The 15,403-nt window shown below is 72.3% G+C and carries 14 protein-coding genes; 6 read left to right on the top strand and 8 right to left on the bottom strand.

The window, feature by feature from the left end; genetic code table 11:
• Window positions 1–142: 142 nt before the first annotated feature.
• The 3 genes from ACFY2Q_RS21625 (at window position 143) to ACFY2Q_RS21615 (ending at window position 2,853) form a co-directional block, all read left to right on the top strand.
• Window positions 143–529, top strand: coding sequence for a YciI family protein (locus tag ACFY2Q_RS21625; protein ID WP_387132942.1), 387 nt, complete (start codon window positions 143–145; stop codon window positions 527–529).
• On the top strand, window positions 529–1,743 hold the full coding sequence (locus ACFY2Q_RS21620; protein WP_387132940.1) for an RNA polymerase sigma factor: 1,215 nt from the start codon (window positions 529–531) through the stop codon (window positions 1,741–1,743). The genes ACFY2Q_RS21625 and ACFY2Q_RS21620 overlap by 1 nt, the downstream gene beginning before the upstream one ends.
• Before the next feature lie 153 nt (window positions 1,744–1,896).
• Window positions 1,897–2,853 carry a LysR family transcriptional regulator gene (locus ACFY2Q_RS21615; RefSeq protein WP_387132937.1) on the top strand — a complete coding sequence of 319 codons (957 nt, stop codon included), beginning with the start codon at window positions 1,897–1,899 and terminating at the stop codon, window positions 2,851–2,853.
• On the opposite strand, the gene ACFY2Q_RS21610 is transcribed toward ACFY2Q_RS21615, so the two are convergent.
• Genes ACFY2Q_RS21610 through ACFY2Q_RS21575 form a run of 8 tightly spaced genes read right to left on the bottom strand, consistent with a single transcriptional unit; the run spans window position 2,778 to window position 11,156 of the window.
• Entirely contained in the window at window positions 2,778–4,016 is a 1,239-nt protein-coding gene (locus ACFY2Q_RS21610) for a VWA domain-containing protein (RefSeq protein ID WP_387132934.1), read from the bottom strand. The genes ACFY2Q_RS21615 and ACFY2Q_RS21610 overlap by 76 nt on opposite strands.
• Entirely contained in the window at window positions 4,013–5,026 is a 1,014-nt protein-coding gene (locus ACFY2Q_RS21605; RefSeq protein WP_387132931.1) for an SRPBCC domain-containing protein, read from the bottom strand. The genes ACFY2Q_RS21610 and ACFY2Q_RS21605 overlap by 4 nt, the downstream gene beginning before the upstream one ends.
• A complete protein-coding gene (locus ACFY2Q_RS21600) occupies window positions 5,023–5,892 on the bottom strand; it encodes an AAA family ATPase (RefSeq protein ID WP_387132928.1) in 870 nt (289 codons plus the stop codon). Before ACFY2Q_RS21600 ends, ACFY2Q_RS21605 begins: the two co-directional genes overlap by 4 nt.
• A complete protein-coding gene (locus tag ACFY2Q_RS21595) occupies window positions 5,889–6,464 on the bottom strand; it encodes an NTP transferase domain-containing protein (RefSeq protein ID WP_387132925.1) in 576 nt (191 codons plus the stop codon). The genes ACFY2Q_RS21600 and ACFY2Q_RS21595 overlap by 4 nt, the downstream gene beginning before the upstream one ends.
• A 3-nt stretch (window positions 6,465–6,467) precedes the next feature.
• Entirely contained in the window at window positions 6,468–7,334 is an 867-nt protein-coding gene (locus ACFY2Q_RS21590) for an XdhC family protein (RefSeq protein ID WP_387132922.1), read from the bottom strand.
• A gap of 11 nt (window positions 7,335–7,345) precedes the next feature.
• On the bottom strand, window positions 7,346–9,736 hold the full coding sequence (locus tag ACFY2Q_RS21585; protein ID WP_387132921.1) for an aerobic carbon-monoxide dehydrogenase large subunit: 2,391 nt from the start codon (window positions 9,734–9,736) through the stop codon (window positions 7,346–7,348).
• On the bottom strand, window positions 9,733–10,281 hold the full coding sequence (locus ACFY2Q_RS21580) for a (2Fe-2S)-binding protein (protein ID WP_387132919.1): 549 nt from the start codon (window positions 10,279–10,281) through the stop codon (window positions 9,733–9,735). Before ACFY2Q_RS21580 ends, ACFY2Q_RS21585 begins: the two co-directional genes overlap by 4 nt.
• Before the next feature lie 2 nt (window positions 10,282–10,283).
• Window positions 10,284–11,156, bottom strand: coding sequence for an FAD binding domain-containing protein (locus tag ACFY2Q_RS21575; protein ID WP_387132916.1), 873 nt, complete (start codon window positions 11,154–11,156; stop codon window positions 10,284–10,286).
• 118 nt (window positions 11,157–11,274) lie between these two features.
• Here ACFY2Q_RS21575 and ACFY2Q_RS21570 point away from each other — a divergent pair, with 118 nt between their 5' ends.
• The 3 genes from ACFY2Q_RS21570 (at window position 11,275) to ACFY2Q_RS21560 (ending at window position 15,110) form a co-directional block, all read left to right on the top strand.
• On the top strand, window positions 11,275–12,348 hold the full coding sequence (locus ACFY2Q_RS21570) for an XdhC family protein (RefSeq protein ID WP_387132914.1): 1,074 nt from the start codon (window positions 11,275–11,277) through the stop codon (window positions 12,346–12,348).
• 69 nt (window positions 12,349–12,417) lie between these two features.
• Window positions 12,418–13,182, top strand: coding sequence for an ABC transporter ATP-binding protein (locus ACFY2Q_RS21565; protein ID WP_387132908.1), 765 nt, complete (start codon window positions 12,418–12,420; stop codon window positions 13,180–13,182).
• On the top strand, window positions 13,179–15,110 hold the full coding sequence (locus tag ACFY2Q_RS21560; RefSeq protein WP_387132906.1) for a hypothetical protein: 1,932 nt from the start codon (window positions 13,179–13,181) through the stop codon (window positions 15,108–15,110). The genes ACFY2Q_RS21565 and ACFY2Q_RS21560 overlap by 4 nt, the downstream gene beginning before the upstream one ends.
• Window positions 15,111–15,403: the final 293 nt, after the last annotated feature.

The raw sequence follows: 15,403 nt of genomic DNA, 5'->3' as shown, positions 1-15,403 counted from the left end.
CGCCCGCCCCCGGACCGCGGGAGGCTGGCCGGTGACTCGGGACGCCGCTGATTTCTGCGGCGCCTCGTCGATCCGGGGGTCGCTCGTTCGACGTGTGGGTGCGAGGGTCGGGAGGCGACCCTGCCGGAGGAGGAGAAGCGCGATGTCGAAGTACATGCTGATCATGCGGGGCACCGATGAGACGAACGCGGCCATGATGGCGTCGATGGACGAGGCGATGGCGGACACCGGCCGGTTCATCGAGGAGATGATCGAGGCAGGTGTTCTCCTCGCCGCCGAAGGGCTTGACGATCCGGCCCGGGGTGTCGTGGTCGATTTCACCGGCGACGCCCCGGTGGTCACCGACGGGCCGTACGGCGAGACCAAGGAGTTGTTCGGGGGCTACTTCCTCCTCGATGTCGCCTCGCAGCAGGAGGCGGTCGACTGGGCCACGCGGTTCCCGGCGGTGCCCGGGTCCAAGCTCGAGGTCCGCCGGGTGGCCGAGGCCGACGAGGTCCCCCTGGGCGGCGAGAGCAACGGTCGGCTCTGATGGGTACGGCCGACGTCGAGGCCGTGTGGCGGGTCGAGTCGGCGCGGATCGTCGGCGCGCTGACCCGGCTCACTGGCGATTTCGGGCTGGCCGAGGACGCGGCGCAAGAGGCGGTCACCGAGGCGCTGGTGTCGTGGCCGCTCGCCTCCCCGGTCAATCCGGCCGGCTGGCTGATGGCCACGGCTCGGCGACGGGCGATCGACGCGATCCGTCGCCGTGCCGCCCTCCAGGACCGGTACGCCCTCCTGGCGGTCGCCCCGACGGTCGACGAGGACATCGACCCCGACAAGATTGACGACGACGTCCTGGCGCTGATGTTCGTCAGCTGTCACCCGGTGTTGTCCCCCGAGGCGCGGGTGGCGCTGACGCTGCGCGTGGTGGGCGGCCTCTCCAGTGCGGCGATCGCCCGCGCGTTCTTCGTACCCGTGCCGACCATGCAGGCCCGCATCACCCGGGCCAAGAAGACGATTGCGGCTGCTGGGGTGCCGTTCGAACTACCGGCTGCCGACGAGCGCCGGCAACGGTTGAACGGGGTGCTCCGCGTCCTCTACGTGATCTTCACCGAGGGGTCGACAGCCACGTCGGGCGACCGGCTGCTGCGCCCCGACGTCGCGTACGAGGCGATCCGGCTGGCCCGCACGCTCGCCGTGTTGCAGCCGGACGAGCCCGAGGTGCACGGCCTGCTCGCGTTGTGCGAGCTGACGGCCGCGCGTTTTCCGGCCCGGACCGGCCCGGACGGCTCGTCGGTCCTGCTCGCCGACCAGGACCGGCGACTGTGGGACGACGCGGCCATCCGCCGTGGGCTCGCCGCGCTGGCCAGGGCATCGACTCGCGGCCTCGGCCCCTACGGTCTGCAAGCCGCGATCTCTGCCACCCACGCGTCGGCGCGCTCGGTCGAGACCACCAACTGGGACCGCGTCGTGGCGCTCTACGAGGCGCTCGGCCGGGTCTCGCCCTCGCCGGTGGTGGAGCTCAATCGGGCCGTCGCGGTCGCGATGGCCTCGGGTCCGGCACAGGCACTGACCATTGTGGACGAGTTGGTCGCCGGGAACCGACTTCCCGGCTCGTACCTGGTGCCGACCGTCCGTGGTGAGCTGCTGGCCCGGCTCGGGCGACGTCGGGAAGCGTGCGCCGAGCTGGAGCTCGCGGCCAGGCTGTGCGCCAACAAGCGCGAGCGCGCGGTGCTGCTGCGCAAGGCCGCAGCGCTGGGCTGACTATTCCGCTGACTGCTCCCACACGGCGCTGATACCGCCGACCGTAACCGGTAGGTGACGCACCCTGGCGGCAGACTGGTTCAGCGGGCATGATCGTGGTTCGTCTCGACGGGGAGCCGAACCACGCGATGTGCGGGGAGGTGGGTGGCACCGATGACCCCGACGCAACTGCGCGCGTACGTCGCAGTGGTCCGGCTGGGGTCCGTCAAGCAGGCCGCCGCCGAGCTGGCGGTCTCCGAGTCGGCCGTGTCGCTGCACGTCGCTCAATTACGCAAGGAGTTCGGGGACAAGCTGTTCACCAAGACGGCGGCGGGGCTGGCGTTCACCCCGGGCGGGCTCCGGCTGGCCAGCCGCGCGGCGGAGCTGCTGGGCCTTCAGGACCGCACGATGCTTGAGGTGAGCGCCGCGAAACGCGGCCGGCGGCTGCTGCGGGTGGCCGCGTCCAGCCTGTTCGCCGAGTTCGCCGCGCCGGGGCTGATCGAGATGTTCGCGAAGCGGGCCGCCGACCTCGACGTCGAGCTGAGCGTCCGCAACCCCAGCTCGTTCGAGTCGCTGCTGCTGACCCGGGCCGCGGACATCGCGGTCGGCCCGCAGGCGCCGGTCATCGACGAGGCGATCACCTGCCGGCCGATGATGAACTACCGGCTCGTGCTCGCCGTCGGCCCGGATCATCCGCTGGCCGGTGTGGCGGCGTCCCCGGGGCAGTTGCGGGAGCAGACCTGGTTGCTCGGCCCGTCGGCGGCCACCGACCTGGGCGCGGTTCCCGCGATGCTGCGCCGGCTGGCCGTGCCCGATGACCGGCAGCAGATCTTCCAGAGCCACGCGGCGGCGCTGGGGGAGGCCAAGCGCGGCCGGGGTGTCTCGCCGGCGCTCTCGTTCACCGTCGCACCGGACCTCCGCGACGGCCAACTTCAGCAGGTGCTGGGGCCACACGCGACTGTCGAGGCGGTGTGGCACTCGCAGGTGCTGACCAGTCCGGGCCAGTTGTCGGCCGCCGCCGAGCTGTCGCGGTTCTCGTCGACACCCCGGGCAATTCAGGCGATGATGCGCGGCGCGGGCGTCAGCATCGGCCACTTCAAGCCGTCGGTGCACGTGACGCTCTGGAGCTGACGAGCGGCGACAAGCAGGTCCTGGAACGTCCCGGCCGGCAGCAGCCGGTCGCAGTAGGGGAGCGCGGCGGCCATGCCCGCCGTGCGGGGTGCGAAGCCGGGGGCGCCGGCCCGCGGGTTCAACCAGACGATCCGGTACGCGCGGCGGCGCAGCCGGGCCATCACGGCGGCGAGCTCCTCGGGCGGATCGCTGTCCCAACCGTCCGAGCCGATCACCAGCACGGCCCCGCGAACGGCGTCCGCGCGCTGGGAGGTGAGCAGGGCGCGCAGGTTCGTGGCGATCCGGGTGCCGCCGTACCTGTCGGTCACCGCCGCGCTGGCCTGCGCGACCGCCTCGGCGGCCGAACGGTGCCGCAGCACCACCGTGAGCCGGGTCAAAGTCGTCGCGAACGCGTACACCTCCGCCTCGGCGACCACCGCGAACGCCCGCATCAGATGCAGGTACGCGGTCGCCTGCGCCCGCATCGACTCGCTGACGTCGCAGAGCAGCACGACCCGGCGCGGTCGCCGTACCGCCCGCTCGCGGACGATCTCGACGGGTTCCCATCCGGTGCGGCGGGCCCGGTTGATCGTGGCCCGCAGCGCGATCCGCCGTCCGGTGGGGCTGACGGCGTGCCGTCTCGTGCGGCGGGTCGGCCAGGCGACGACTGCCGCGCGCAGGGCGTCGCCGAGCATCGTGACCTGTGTGGCGTCGAGTTCGTCGAACGGTCTCTCGGCGAGCCCGGCGAGCGCGCTGGGTCGTCGTTCGGGCAGTCGCAGCGCGGTGTCCGACTCCGGCGAATGAGCCACGGCCGGGGGCAGCGTCGCCCACGGCAGCCCGCCGCCCGGACCGTCGTCGGCGGCGTCGGCGGGCACCGGCACGTGGACGTCGTCGCGGTCTCCCGCCGGGGCCACGGACCTGTTCGGTGGTGGCAGCGGCGGCGCGTCGGCGAACACCGCTGCGAAGACACGGTCGAACGCGGCGAGGTCGGCGTGCCGCCGGACCAGGCTGATCCGGGCGGTCCAGTAGAGCGTGGACATCGAGCGGGGTGGGCTCACGTCGAGGGCTCGGACGAAGGCGTCGACGTCGGTGAGCCCAGCCGGAACGCCGGCACGCCGCAGCCGGGCGGTGAACGCCACGGCGAACGCGGCCCGGTCGATCCCCCGCAGCAGGGCCGGGCTCACCGACGCGCGACAAGCCAGGCGATCACCGCGCCGACCGCGACGAGGCCGACGATCGCGGGTACGAGGCGCTTGGTGATCGAACCGCCCGCGAGGCTGAGCAGGTCGAGCGCCTCCGGTTCGGCATCCGACGTGGTGCGCGGGCCGGCGGCCGGCGGCCTGCCCTGTGCCGGCCCGGCGGTGGGGTGCCCCATGACGGCCCGCTCGTCCGTCGACGGGTCGGCGGGGGACGGCTCGCCAGCCGACGGTTCGGCGAGCGGCGACGGCTCGGCGGGAGCCGCGGTGATCGGGGACGCGGTGACCGCTGTCGGCTCGATCGGCGACGGCGCGATCGGGGACGGGTCGATAGGGGAGGGCGCGACGGCGGCCGTGGCGGGGGTGGTGTCGACAGCCGTGGCGGACGTGGCCGGGGACAGCTCGGGTGCCTCCGGCGCGACGGGGGCGGACGCGGCGGGATCGTCCCCGCTTCGCACCGCCGGCACGGCTGCGGCGTCGCCTCCGGCGGCCCGCACGTCTGCGACGGTCTGCGGCGCTGCGGTCGGCGGGTCCGCGGCTGCCGGCGTCGTCTGCTCGGCTGCCAGCTTCGCCTCCAGGTTGGCGACGAACTGGGCCAGCAGCTTGCCTGACACCTCCTTGATCATGCCGCTGCCGAACTGTGCCAGCTTCCCCGAGATCTTCAGGTCGGTGTCGACGCTCACAAGCGTCCGGTCGCCGTCCGGCCGCAGCTGGGCGGTGACAAGCGCGGACGCGTTCCCCGTCGACCGGGCGTCGCGGCCCTTGGCGTCGATCACCCCGTGGTACGCGGTGTCGTCCTTCTCGACGAACTGCGCGGTGCCCGCGAACTCCGAGATGACCGGCCCGACCTTGACCTTCACCTTGCCCCGGTAGACGTCGCCGTCGACGCCTGTCAGCTGGGCGCCCGGCAGGCAGGGCGCGATCCCCTCCAGGTCGGTGAGCACCGCCCAGGCCCGCTCGATGGGGACGGTGACCGCGAACTCGTTGGTGATCTTCATGGCTGACTCTCCTGGTAGGCGCCGAGCGCGGCGGCGACCACGGCGCGGTCGTCGGGGGTCTTGGCGATGGTGCCGATGGTGTGCGCGACGTCGTCGGCGGCCAGGTCGGCAGCGCCGAGCACGGACAGTGCGGCCACCCAGTCGATGGCCTCGGCCATCCCGGGCGCCTTCTCCAACTCCCTGCCGCGTACGTCGCCGACGAACTGCACGGCCGCCCGGATCAGCGGCTCGGTGGCGCCCGGCACGGCACGGCGGACGATCTCCACGGCGCGGGCCGGCTCGGGGAAGTCGATCCAGTGGTAGAGGCAGCGGCGGCGCAGCGCGTCGTGCAGCTCTCGGCTGCGGTTGGAGGTGAGCACCACGACTGGCGGCGTACGGGCGGTGAACGTGCCGAGTTCGGGGATGGTGATGCCGGCCTCCCCGAGGAACTCGAACAGCAGCGCCTCGAACTCGTCGTCGGCCCGGTCGATCTCGTCGATCAGCAGCACCGGCGGGACCGGCCCTCGATGGCGTACGGCCCGCAGGATCGGGCGTTCCTGGAGGTATTCGGCGCTGAACAGGTCCGCGTCGGTGAGTCGCGCGTGCTGTGCCTCGGCGAGCCGGATCGCCAGCAGTTGCCGCTGGTAGTTCCACTCGTAGAGCGCCTCGCCTGCGGTCAGCCCCTCGTAGCACTGCAACCGGATCAGCGGCGTCTCCAACGCCTTGGCCAGCGCCTTCGCGGCGGCGGTCTTGCCGACGCCCGGCTCGCCCTCCAGCAGCAGCGGACGACCGAGGCGCAACGCCAGGAAAAGGGCCATCGCCATGCCGTCGTCGACCAGGTAGTCGACGGCGTCGAGGCGGTGCCGGACGGCCAGCGCGTCCTTCATGCCTCGCCCGCCAGCAGGCGTTCGTAGTCCGCCCGGGTGTCGACGTCGATCGGCACCGGCCCGTCGGCGGGCACCTCGGTCACCGGGTGGCGGCCGGAGTGCAGCAGCTTCCACACCGCCTTGTCGCCGTGCAGGTCGTACAGCTCGGGGATGACCGTGCGGCCGAAGCGGAACGGATGGCCCAACCCGTCGGCGTACCGGCAGACGGCCAGCGGGGTGGCGGCCGTGGCGACCCGGCGGACGTCCTCGGTGCGGACGCCGGGTTGGTCGCCGAGGAGCAGCACGAGCGCGTCGGCGCGCGGGTCCACGGCCCGCGCGGCGGTGCTTACCGACGACCCGCAGCCGCTGCTGAACGCCTCGTTCTCGACGACCTGGCAGCCGGTGAGGTCCACCCGGTCGCGGACCGCAGCCGCCGCGCCGCCGAGGGTAACGAGCAGTTGGTCGAAGCCGCACGAGCGGGCCAGGTCCAGTGTGGCGTCGAGCAGTGTCCGCCCCCGGTACGGGAGCAGTTGTTTCGCCTCGCCGAGGCGCACCGATGCCCCTGCGGCGAGCACCAGGCCGGTCAGGTTCACGGGCTACGCCGCCGTGTACGTCGCGAGGCAGCCGGCGCAGCAGAACCAGACGTCCCGCCCGTCGACTCGGGCGTGCGGGGTGTCCGGTCCGATCAGCACGGTCATCCCGCACACCGGGTCGACGGCCTGCTCGGGCCGGACGACAAGCGCGCCCGCAGCCGGGCGCAGGCCGTCCACCCGGATGGCCCGGACCACCTCACCCATGATCGACAGTGCGATCTCCGCCGGCGTCTGCGCGCCGATGTCCAGCCCGGCCGGCGAGTGGACGCGGGCTCGTTCGGCGTCGGTCAACCCCAGTTCGTCGAGGACCACCGCGCCGCGCTTCTGGCTGGCGACGAGCGCGACGTAGCCCACGCCCGCGTCGAGTGCGGCACGGATCGCCTCCTGCTCGCCCCTGCCCAGCCCGGCCACTACGACCGCCGTGCAGCCGGCGTAGTCGTCGGAGGTCACGACGTCGAAGTCGAGGAACGCGGCGAGGGTCGCCACGGCGGCGCTGATCGGCGTATCCCCGACCACGCGCACCGCCGACGCGGGCAGCATCGGCCGGAGGAAGACCTCGATCGCGCCGCCGGAGTGGCACGGGTTGACCACCACCCGCGCCCCCGGAGTCTCCGGGAACGGGGCGGCTCCCTCCGGCAGCACCCGCAACAGCACGGCGGTGCCGTCGCGCAGGGCGTCCAGGGCGGCCGCCCGCACCGAACCCTCGGCGCACACCCCGCCCACGAAGCCCTCGATCGAGCCGTCCGCGCGGATCACCGCGTCGTCGCCCGGCCGGGCTGACGTCGGCTCCTGGGCGCGGACCACTGTGGCATGCACGAACGGCTCCCGGGTGACTGTCAACTCTTGGGCGCGCTCCGCGATGGTGGTCATCCTCGGCCCTCTCAGATCGGCGGCCGGGCCTGGCCGCGCATCGCGTCCCAGACCCGCGACGGCGTCAGCGGCATGTCGGCGTGGCGTACGCCGAAGGGCTTCAGGGCGTCGATGACGGCGTTGACGATCGCCGGCGGCGAACCCACGGTCGCCGACTCGCCCACACCCTTCGCGCCGATCGGGTGGTGCGGCGACGGGGTGACGGTGAAGCCGGTCTCCCAGTCGGGCACCTCCAGCGACGTCGGGATCAGATAGTCCATCAGGGACGCGCCGAGGCAGTTGCCGTCCTCGTCGAACGCGATCATCTCCATCAGGGCCATGCCGACCCCGTCGGTGAGCCCGCCGTGCACCTGCCCCTCGATGATCATCGGATTGATCCGGGTGCCGCAGTCGTCGACGGCGATGAACCGCCGCACCTTCACCTGCGCCGTCCCGGGGTCGATGTCCACCACGCAGATGTACGCGCCGTGCGGGTAGGTCAGGTTCGACGGGTTGTAGCAGATCTGCGCCTCCAACCCACCCTCGATGCCCTCGGGCAGGTCGCCCGCGCCGTGTGCGCGCAGGGCGATGTCCTGGATCGTGACGGACCTGCCCGGGTCACCCGCGACGTGGAACGAACCCTTGTCCCACTCCAGGTCGGCCACCGACACCTCGAGCATTCCGGAGGCGATGATCCGGGCCTTGTCGCGGACCTTCCGCGCCACAAGTGCCGCCGCCGCGCCCGACACGGGCGTCGACCGGCTGCCGTACGTGCCGAGGCCGAACGGGGTGTTGTCGGTGTCGCCGTGCAGCACCTCGATGTCGGCCGGCGGAATCCCGATCTCCTCGGCGACGATCTGCGCGAACGTCGTCTCGTGGCCCTGGCCCTGGGACTGCACGCTGAGGCGTACCACGGCCTTCCCGGTCGGGTGGACGCGCAGCTCGCAGCCGTCGGCCATGCCCAGCCCGAGAATGTCCATGTTCTTGCGCGGCCCGGCACCGACGGCCTCGGTGAAGAACGCGATGCCGATGCCCATCAGCTCGCCCCGGGCCCGCTTCTCGGCCTGCTCGCGGCGCAACTCGTCGTAGCCGGCCATCTCCATCGCCAGGCGCATCGTCGGCTCGTAGTTGCCCGAGTCGTACACCCAGCCGGTCTTCGTCGTGTACGGGAACTGCTCCGGCTGGATGAAGTTCTTCAGGCGCAGCTCGGCGGGGTCCATGCCCAGCTCGTCGGCGAGGCAGTCGACGATCCGCTCGACCAGGTAGACCGCCTCGGTGATCCGGAACGAGCAGGCGTACGCGACGCCGCCGGGCGCCTTGTTGGTGTAGACAGCTGTCATCGAGCAGTACGCGGCCTCGATGTCGTAGCTGCCGGTGAAGACCCCGAAGAAGCCGGCCGGGTACTTCACCGGGGCGGCGGTGCCGTTGAACGCGCCGTGGTCGGCGAGCACGTTGGTGCGGATGCCGAGGATCCGGCCGTCGCGTGTCGCCGCGATCTCGCCGCGCATGATGTAGTCGCGGGCGAAGCCCGTGCTGATCAGGTTCTCCGATCGGTCCTCCATCCACTTCACCGGTTTGCCGGTGACGATCGAGGCGACGATCGCGCAGACGTACCCGGGATAGATCGGCACCTTGTTGCCGAACCCGCCGCCGATGTCCGGCGCGATCACCTGGATCTTGTGCTCGGGCAGGCCCGCCACGATGGCGTAGAGGGTGCGGTGCGCGTGCGGCGCCTGGGTGGTCGACCAGAGCCGCAGCTTGCCCTCGACCGAGTCGTAGTCGGCGACAGCCCCGCACGTCTCCATCGGCGCCGGGTGCACCCGGGGGTAGACAAGATCCTGGCTGACCACGACGTCGGCGCGGGCGAATACCGCCTCGGTGGCCGCCTTGTCGCCGGTCTCCCAGTCGAAGCAGTGGTTGTTGGTCTTGCCTTCGAGGTCGTCGCGGATCAGCGGGGCGTCCGGCTCCAGCGCACGACGCGCGTCGATCACCGGATCGAGGACGTCGTACTCGACGTCGATCAGCTCCAGCGCGTCGCGGGCCGCGTACCTGTCGTCGGCCACTACGAAGGCGACCTCCTGACCCTGGAAACGCACCTTGTCGGTGGCGAGCACCGCCTGCACGTCGTTGGAGAGCGTGGGCATCCAGGCCAGGTTCTGCTCCGCCAGCGCGGCACCTGTCACCACCGCGCGCACCCCTGGCGACGCCTCGGCGGCGCTCGTGTCGATGCTGATGATGCGGGCGTGCGCCACCGGCGACCGGAGGATCGCGAGGTGCAGCATGCCGGGCAGTTGGACGTCGTCGACGTACCGGCCGCGACCGCGCAGGAAGCGCGGGTCCTCCTTGCGCAGCATCCGGCCGTACCCGACGGGCTTCTGGTCGTTGTCGTGGAATGTGTCCACGCGCTCGTGCACGGTTGTCATGCGACGGCCTCCGCGGGCTGGCCGGCGTTGTCGATCTCGCCGGCCTCGGTGGATTCGGTGGTCTCGGTGACAGTGGCCGCGGCCTGCGCCTCGGCCACGGCAGCCCAGCGCACCGAGCGCACGATCGTGGCGTAGCCCGTGCACCGGCAGATCTGGCCCGAGATGGCCTCCCGGATCTCCGCCTCGCTCGGGTCGGGGTTGCGGTCGAGAAGCGCCCGCGCGGTCATCATCATCCCCGGCGTGCAGAAGCCGCACTGGAGGCCGTGGCACTGCATGAAACCCTGCTGGATCGGGTCCAGCTCGGCGCCCTTGGCGAGGCCCTCGACTGTGCGCACCTGGTGGCCGCCGGCCATCGCCGCGAGCACCGTGCACGACTTCACCGGCTCGCCGTCCAACCAGACCACGCACGTGCCGCAGTTGCTCGTGTCGCAACCCCAGTGGGTGCCGGTCAGACCCAGCACGTCCCGCAGGAAGTGCACGAGCAGCAGCCGCGCCTCGATCTCCCGGGTGACCTCGACGTCGTTGACGGTCATGGTGACCTGCATGCTCAGCTCCTCGCCCGTTCCACGGCCCGGCGCAGGGTCCGCCTGGTCAGCTCGGCGGCCAGATGCCGCTTGTAGTCGGCACTGCCGCGCTGGTCGGTCACCGGGTCGCAGCTGCGCGCCGCGATCGCCCCGGCCTGCTCGTAGAGGGCCTCCGAGGGCTCCTGCCCGCGCAACGCGGCCGAGATCTCCGGGATGCCCGTCGTGTTGGGGCCGACCGCCGCGAGCCCGACCCGGGCGTCGGCGATCGCGCCGCCGTGCAGCCACACCGCCGCGCCGGCCGACACCACGGCCCAGTCGCCGGCCCTGCGCTCCACCTTGGCGTACGCGCTGCCACAGCCCGGCCGCACCGGCAGCCGCACCTCGACGAGCATCTCGCCGTCGGCGACGGCGGTCTCGTACGGCCCGACGTGGAACTCCTCCATCGACACGACCCGCTCCGCGCCGCCCGGACCACGGATCACGCACCGCGCGTCAAGGGTCGTGCAGACCGCCGACAGATCCTCGGACGGGTCCGCCTGGCAGAGCGAGCCGCCCAGCGTGCCCCTGTTGCGCACCACCGGGTCGGCGATCACCCGCTCCGCGTCGGCGAAGATGGGGAACGCCTCTGCCAGCACGGGGGAGTCGAGCAGTTCCCGGTGTCGGGTCATCGCCCCGATCCGCACCTCGTCCGGGCCGGCCTCGATGTAGCCCAGCTCGGCGTGCAGGTCGTTGATGTCGATCAGATAGTCGAAGTTGGCCAGCCGAAGCTTCATCATCGGCAGCAGGCTGTGCCCGCCGGCGATCAGGCGGGCTGTGCCGCCCAGACGCTCCAACAGGCTTATCGCATGGTCCACACTCGTGGCTCGCTCGTACTCGAACGGTGCCGGCACCTGCATGTCGTACCTCCGCAGTCCGGCAAAATCTCTGCTCGCCGGTGGTTAAAGTCAACGGCGACCTAAGCAACTGCTTAGGTCGCCGTTGACGGTGCCGCCGGGGCTCGCGGAGGGTGCGGCCATGCGGGACATCGCCGACGGGCTGACGGATTGGCGCACTCGCGGCGTCGCGTACGCCGTGGCGACAGTCGTGCGGACCTGGAAGTCAGCACCCCGGCAGCCCGGCGCGGCGATGGCCGTCTCCCAGCACGGCGAGGTCCTCGGCAGCATCTCGGGCGGCTGCGTCGAGGGTGCCGTCTACGAGCTCTGCCGCACCGCGTTGGAGACCGGAGAGGCACACACCCAGACCTTCGGCGTCAGCGACGACGACGCGTTCGACGTCGGCCTGACCTGCGGTGGCACAATCCAGGTCCTTGTGCAGCCGGACGTCGCGATGACCGATCCCGACGACGTGCTCGCCGCGATCCGGGACAGCCGCCCGGTCGCCACCGCATCGGTCGAGAACGCGCAGCTGGTGATCTGGCCGGACCGGGTCGCGGGCAGCCTCGGCACGCCCGACCTGGACGACGCGGCGGCACGGCAGGCGGCCGGGATGCTCGCCCTCGGCACCACCGGCACGGTCCACCTGGGCCGGCAGGGGGAGCAGCGCGGCGACGACGTGGCCGTGTTCGTCCAGTCGTACGTGCCACCGCCCCGAATGATCATTTTCGGCGCGATCGACTTCGCCGCCGCGATGGCCCGGATGGGCAGGTTCCTCGGCTACCACGTCACGGTCTGCGACGCCCGTCCGGTCTTCACCACCCGCACGCGTTTCCCCGACGCCCACGACCTCGTCGTCCGCTGGCCACACGCGTACCTGGAGTCGACGACAGTCGACGAGCGGACGGTGCTCTGCGTCCTGACCCACGACCCCAAGTTCGACGTGCCGCTGCTCCAGGTCGCCCTGCGCACACCCGCCCGCTACATCGGGGTGATGGGCAGCCGCCGCGCACACGACGACCGGATGCGCCGGCTACGGGAGGCGGGCGTGCCGGAGGACGCGCTTGCCCGGCTCTGCTCGCCGATCGGGCTGGACCTGGGCGCGCGGACACCAGAGGAGACGGCCGTGGCGATCGCCGCCGAGATCACCGCCCAGGCGTGGGGTGGTTCGGGTCGCCCGCTCCGCGAACTGGAGACCCCGATCCACCACAGTTGACAGGGTCTCCCTGCCGATCCGCCGTGCTGGCGGGCCTCTCTGTCGTCAAAGGATCACTATGCTCGGCGCGTGATCCCCCCAGCACTCGAGATCCGCGGCCTGGTGAAGACCTTCGGCGCGCACCGCGCGGTCGACGACCTCGATCTGACCGTCCGTTCCGGCACGTTCCACGGCATCGTCGGGCCCAACGGCGCCGGCAAGTCCACCACCATCGGGATGGCGGTCGGGCTTGTCAGTCCGGACGCCGGGGAGATCCGGATCCTCGGGCACGACGCGCAGCGCGACAGGGGCCAGACCCGCGCCTTGACAGGCGTGCTGCCCGACGGCCTCGACTTTCCGGAGCGACTCACAGGCGCCGAGCTGCTGCGCTACAGCGCCGGCCTGCGCGGGCTGCACCGGGTCGCCGCCGCCAACCGGGCCGCCGAGCTGATCGACGTCCTCGGCCTGGCCAAGGGTGCCAGCACCCCACTCGCCGACTGCTCCACCGGCACCCGCAAGAAACTCGGCCTCGCACAGGCACTGCTGCACGCGCCCCGGCTGCTCGTACTCGACGAGCCGTTCGAGGCCGTTGACCCGGTCTCGGCGGCCACCATCCGGCGGGTGCTGCGCCGGTTCGTGGCCGGCGGGGGCACCTGCGTCCTGTCCACCCACTCGATGCTGCTTGTCGAGCAGATGTGCGACGACGTCACAGTCATCCACCAGGGCCAGGTGGTCGCCGCCGGGCCGGTCACCGAGGTCGCCGCCGGCGGCAGCCTCGAGGACCGGTTCGTCGAACTTGTCGGCGCCGACGTCTCCGGCAGCGCCGGCCTGGACTGGTTGACCGGGCCCCGATGAGCGCCGATTCGCTCGCTCCCCGCTCGTTGGCCGACACCCTCGGCAGGATGGCGGTGCCGGCACGGATGCGCGCGGCCATGCTGCGTCGCTCCCTGCGCGAGCATCCAGGGCCCGTGGTGGCCGGCCTCGTCGGGCTGCTCGCCGCCGCCTGGCTGATCCGGTACGCGCTGCACGGCGACCGGCACACCCTCGCCCTGCTGGTCGGGGCGTGGGTGCTCGGCTGGATCGTGTTGCCGCTGCTGCTCGGCGGTGGGCGCGGCCGGGTCCGGCCGGTCCACCTGCGGTTGGAGCCGATCGGCGGTGCCCCCGCCGCGATCGGCCTGCTCGCCGCGTCCGCGATCGGCATCGGCCCGGCCGTCTCGCTTGTGGCGCTCACCGCGCTGCCGGTGCACGCGGCTCGCTACGGCCCCGTCCCGGTCCTCGTCACCGCCTGCGGCGCGGTGCTGCTCTGGCTGCTCGGGCTGATCGGCTCGGCGATCGCGCTGGAGATCGTCGGCCACGCCGGCGGGCCGGCCGGAGCGCTGCTCACCGGCATCGTCACCGGGACGGCGATGGGTGTCGCAGGGTCGCTCTGGGCGGTCTTCCCGTGGGTGTCGGTACTGCTGATCGAGGCGCCGGACGACGTGGTGCGGGTCGTGGGATACGTGCCGAGTGACTGGCCGTTCGCCGCCGTTGCCGAGGCACCCGACCGAGGGGCGCTTTTGATGGCGGCCCTGGCGGGCATCGTGGTGCTGTGCGTCGCCGCGTACATCGTGCTCGTTCGAAGGGCGATAAACGCGGGCGTGCCGTTCCGGCCACGCGGGACCACAGCGGTCCCGCGCTCCGGCGCGCCCGACCGGGATCCTCGCGGCCCCTCGGAGGCATCCCGGGGCGGTGATGGGCGTGAGCGGCGCGGGTGGCCGGGATGGATGCCACCCGCAGTGCGGGCGGTCGCGGGCCGTGAGGTGCGGGCGTGGATGCGGCATCCGCTGCGGTTGCAGTATCTGGCGTTCGCTGTCGTGTACGGCGCGCTGCTCGCCGGATTGCCGCTGCTGTCTGATGTGGAGCTTCTATTGCCGTGGGCCGGGTCGCTCGCCGTGCTCGGCGCGGCGGCGATGTCGGCAGGCCTGGTCGGGCTGGACGGCACCGCGCTGTGGCTGCCGTTCACCACGCCGGACGGCGAACGTGCCGAGGTCCGTGGACGTGTCGTGGCCTGGCTGGCCCTGGTCACCCCGATCGGGGTGCTGCTCACCGCCGCCGGCATCGTCCTCGCGCCACAGGTCGACGCGCTGGCCGCGCTCTCCGTCCTGCCGGCCCTGCTCGGGGCGGGCGCCTCGGTGCCGGTCTGGGTGTCGCTGCTGCGGGTACGCCCGGTAGCCGACCCACGGCACCCCACCTCGGCCGACAACCCGACCGACATCGTCAGCGTGCTTGTCGCCACCGCCGGTGGGCTGCTCGCTGCGGCGCCGGTCCTCGCGCTTGTCATCTGGGGCCCGCCCGGGGTGGCGCCGCTGCTGCCGCTGGTCGGGCTGCTGTCGGGTGCTGTGGCCCTGTGGGGCGGCCTCCGGCTGGCCGACGACCGCCTCGTTCGGCGCGGCACCGAGGTGCTCGCTGCGGCCGGCCAGCGGAGCAGGCCCCCCGAAACGGTGATCCCGCTGAAGTGGGACGCCGAGTGGTACCGGGAGAACAAGGCGACGGCTTGGGCGCTGGTGCTGCTGACGGTGGGCTGGATTCCGGTGATCCCGCAGGGAGTCATGCCGCTCGCGTTCGGGATCGACGGCGGGTGGATCGTGGCCGGTCACCTGGAGGGGAGCGCGCACACGGCGGTGGGGCTGGGCATGGTCGCTGTGGGCGTCGCGATGCTGCTCACCGGCCTGGTGTTGTGGGACCGCCGACCCCAGCCAGGTGCTTACCCCGACGCCCGACCTGCCCCCACAACTGTGGATTAGGCCGCCCCGGCCGCGGGCGAAACGCCCAGCTCGCGACCGCACACCCCCGTCTCGGGGGCGAGCGCCGCGCCTGAAGGAGGTATGACTCTCTGTGATCTCGCTGCGACCCGACCGGCACTCGACTAGCGTCAGGTTGTTCACATATGCGGGATTGGCCGGAAAGGTGCTGCGATGGGGGTGCGCCGCTGGATCGAGGGCTGGCCGGTCTATCGCCAGCTCACCGGCACCGACCCGCTCGGTCGGGGCGCCGCGGCCAAGTCCGACGGCTCGCGGGCGCTCAGTGCCCGTACCGA

This window comes from Micromonospora sp. NPDC000316 (assembly GCF_042898885.1).
Taxonomy (GTDB): Bacteria; Actinomycetota; Actinomycetes; order Mycobacteriales; family Micromonosporaceae; genus Micromonospora.
The sequence above is the reverse complement of the archived record's forward strand: the minus strand, read 5'-3'. Positions and strand labels throughout refer to the sequence as shown.

Bases quoted from the DNA above. Each gene is read 5' to 3' on its own strand.
- ACFY2Q_RS21570 (WP_387132914.1), top strand. From the start codon at position 11,275: ATGCGGGACATCGCCGACGGGCTGACGGATTGGCGCACTCGCGGCGTC.
- ACFY2Q_RS21560 (WP_387132906.1), top strand. From the start codon at position 13,179: ATGAGCGCCGATTCGCTCGCTCCCCGCTCGTTGGCCGACACCCTCGGC.
- ACFY2Q_RS21585 (WP_387132921.1), bottom strand. From the start codon at position 9,736: ATGACAACCGTGCACGAGCGCGTGGACACATTCCACGACAACGACCAG.
- ACFY2Q_RS21575 (WP_387132916.1), bottom strand. From the start codon at position 11,156: ATGCAGGTGCCGGCACCGTTCGAGTACGAGCGAGCCACGAGTGTGGAC.
- ACFY2Q_RS21590 (WP_387132922.1), bottom strand. From the start codon at position 7,334: ATGACCACCATCGCGGAGCGCGCCCAAGAGTTGACAGTCACCCGGGAG.
- ACFY2Q_RS21625 (WP_387132942.1), top strand. From the start codon at position 143: ATGTCGAAGTACATGCTGATCATGCGGGGCACCGATGAGACGAACGCG.
- ACFY2Q_RS21615 (WP_387132937.1), top strand. From the start codon at position 1,897: ATGACCCCGACGCAACTGCGCGCGTACGTCGCAGTGGTCCGGCTGGGG.
- ACFY2Q_RS21620 (WP_387132940.1), top strand. From the start codon at position 529: ATGGGTACGGCCGACGTCGAGGCCGTGTGGCGGGTCGAGTCGGCGCGG.
- ACFY2Q_RS21605 (WP_387132931.1), bottom strand. From the start codon at position 5,026: ATGAAGATCACCAACGAGTTCGCGGTCACCGTCCCCATCGAGCGGGCC.
- ACFY2Q_RS21600 (WP_387132928.1), bottom strand. From the start codon at position 5,892: ATGAAGGACGCGCTGGCCGTCCGGCACCGCCTCGACGCCGTCGACTAC.
- ACFY2Q_RS21580 (WP_387132919.1), bottom strand. From the start codon at position 10,281: ATGCAGGTCACCATGACCGTCAACGACGTCGAGGTCACCCGGGAGATC.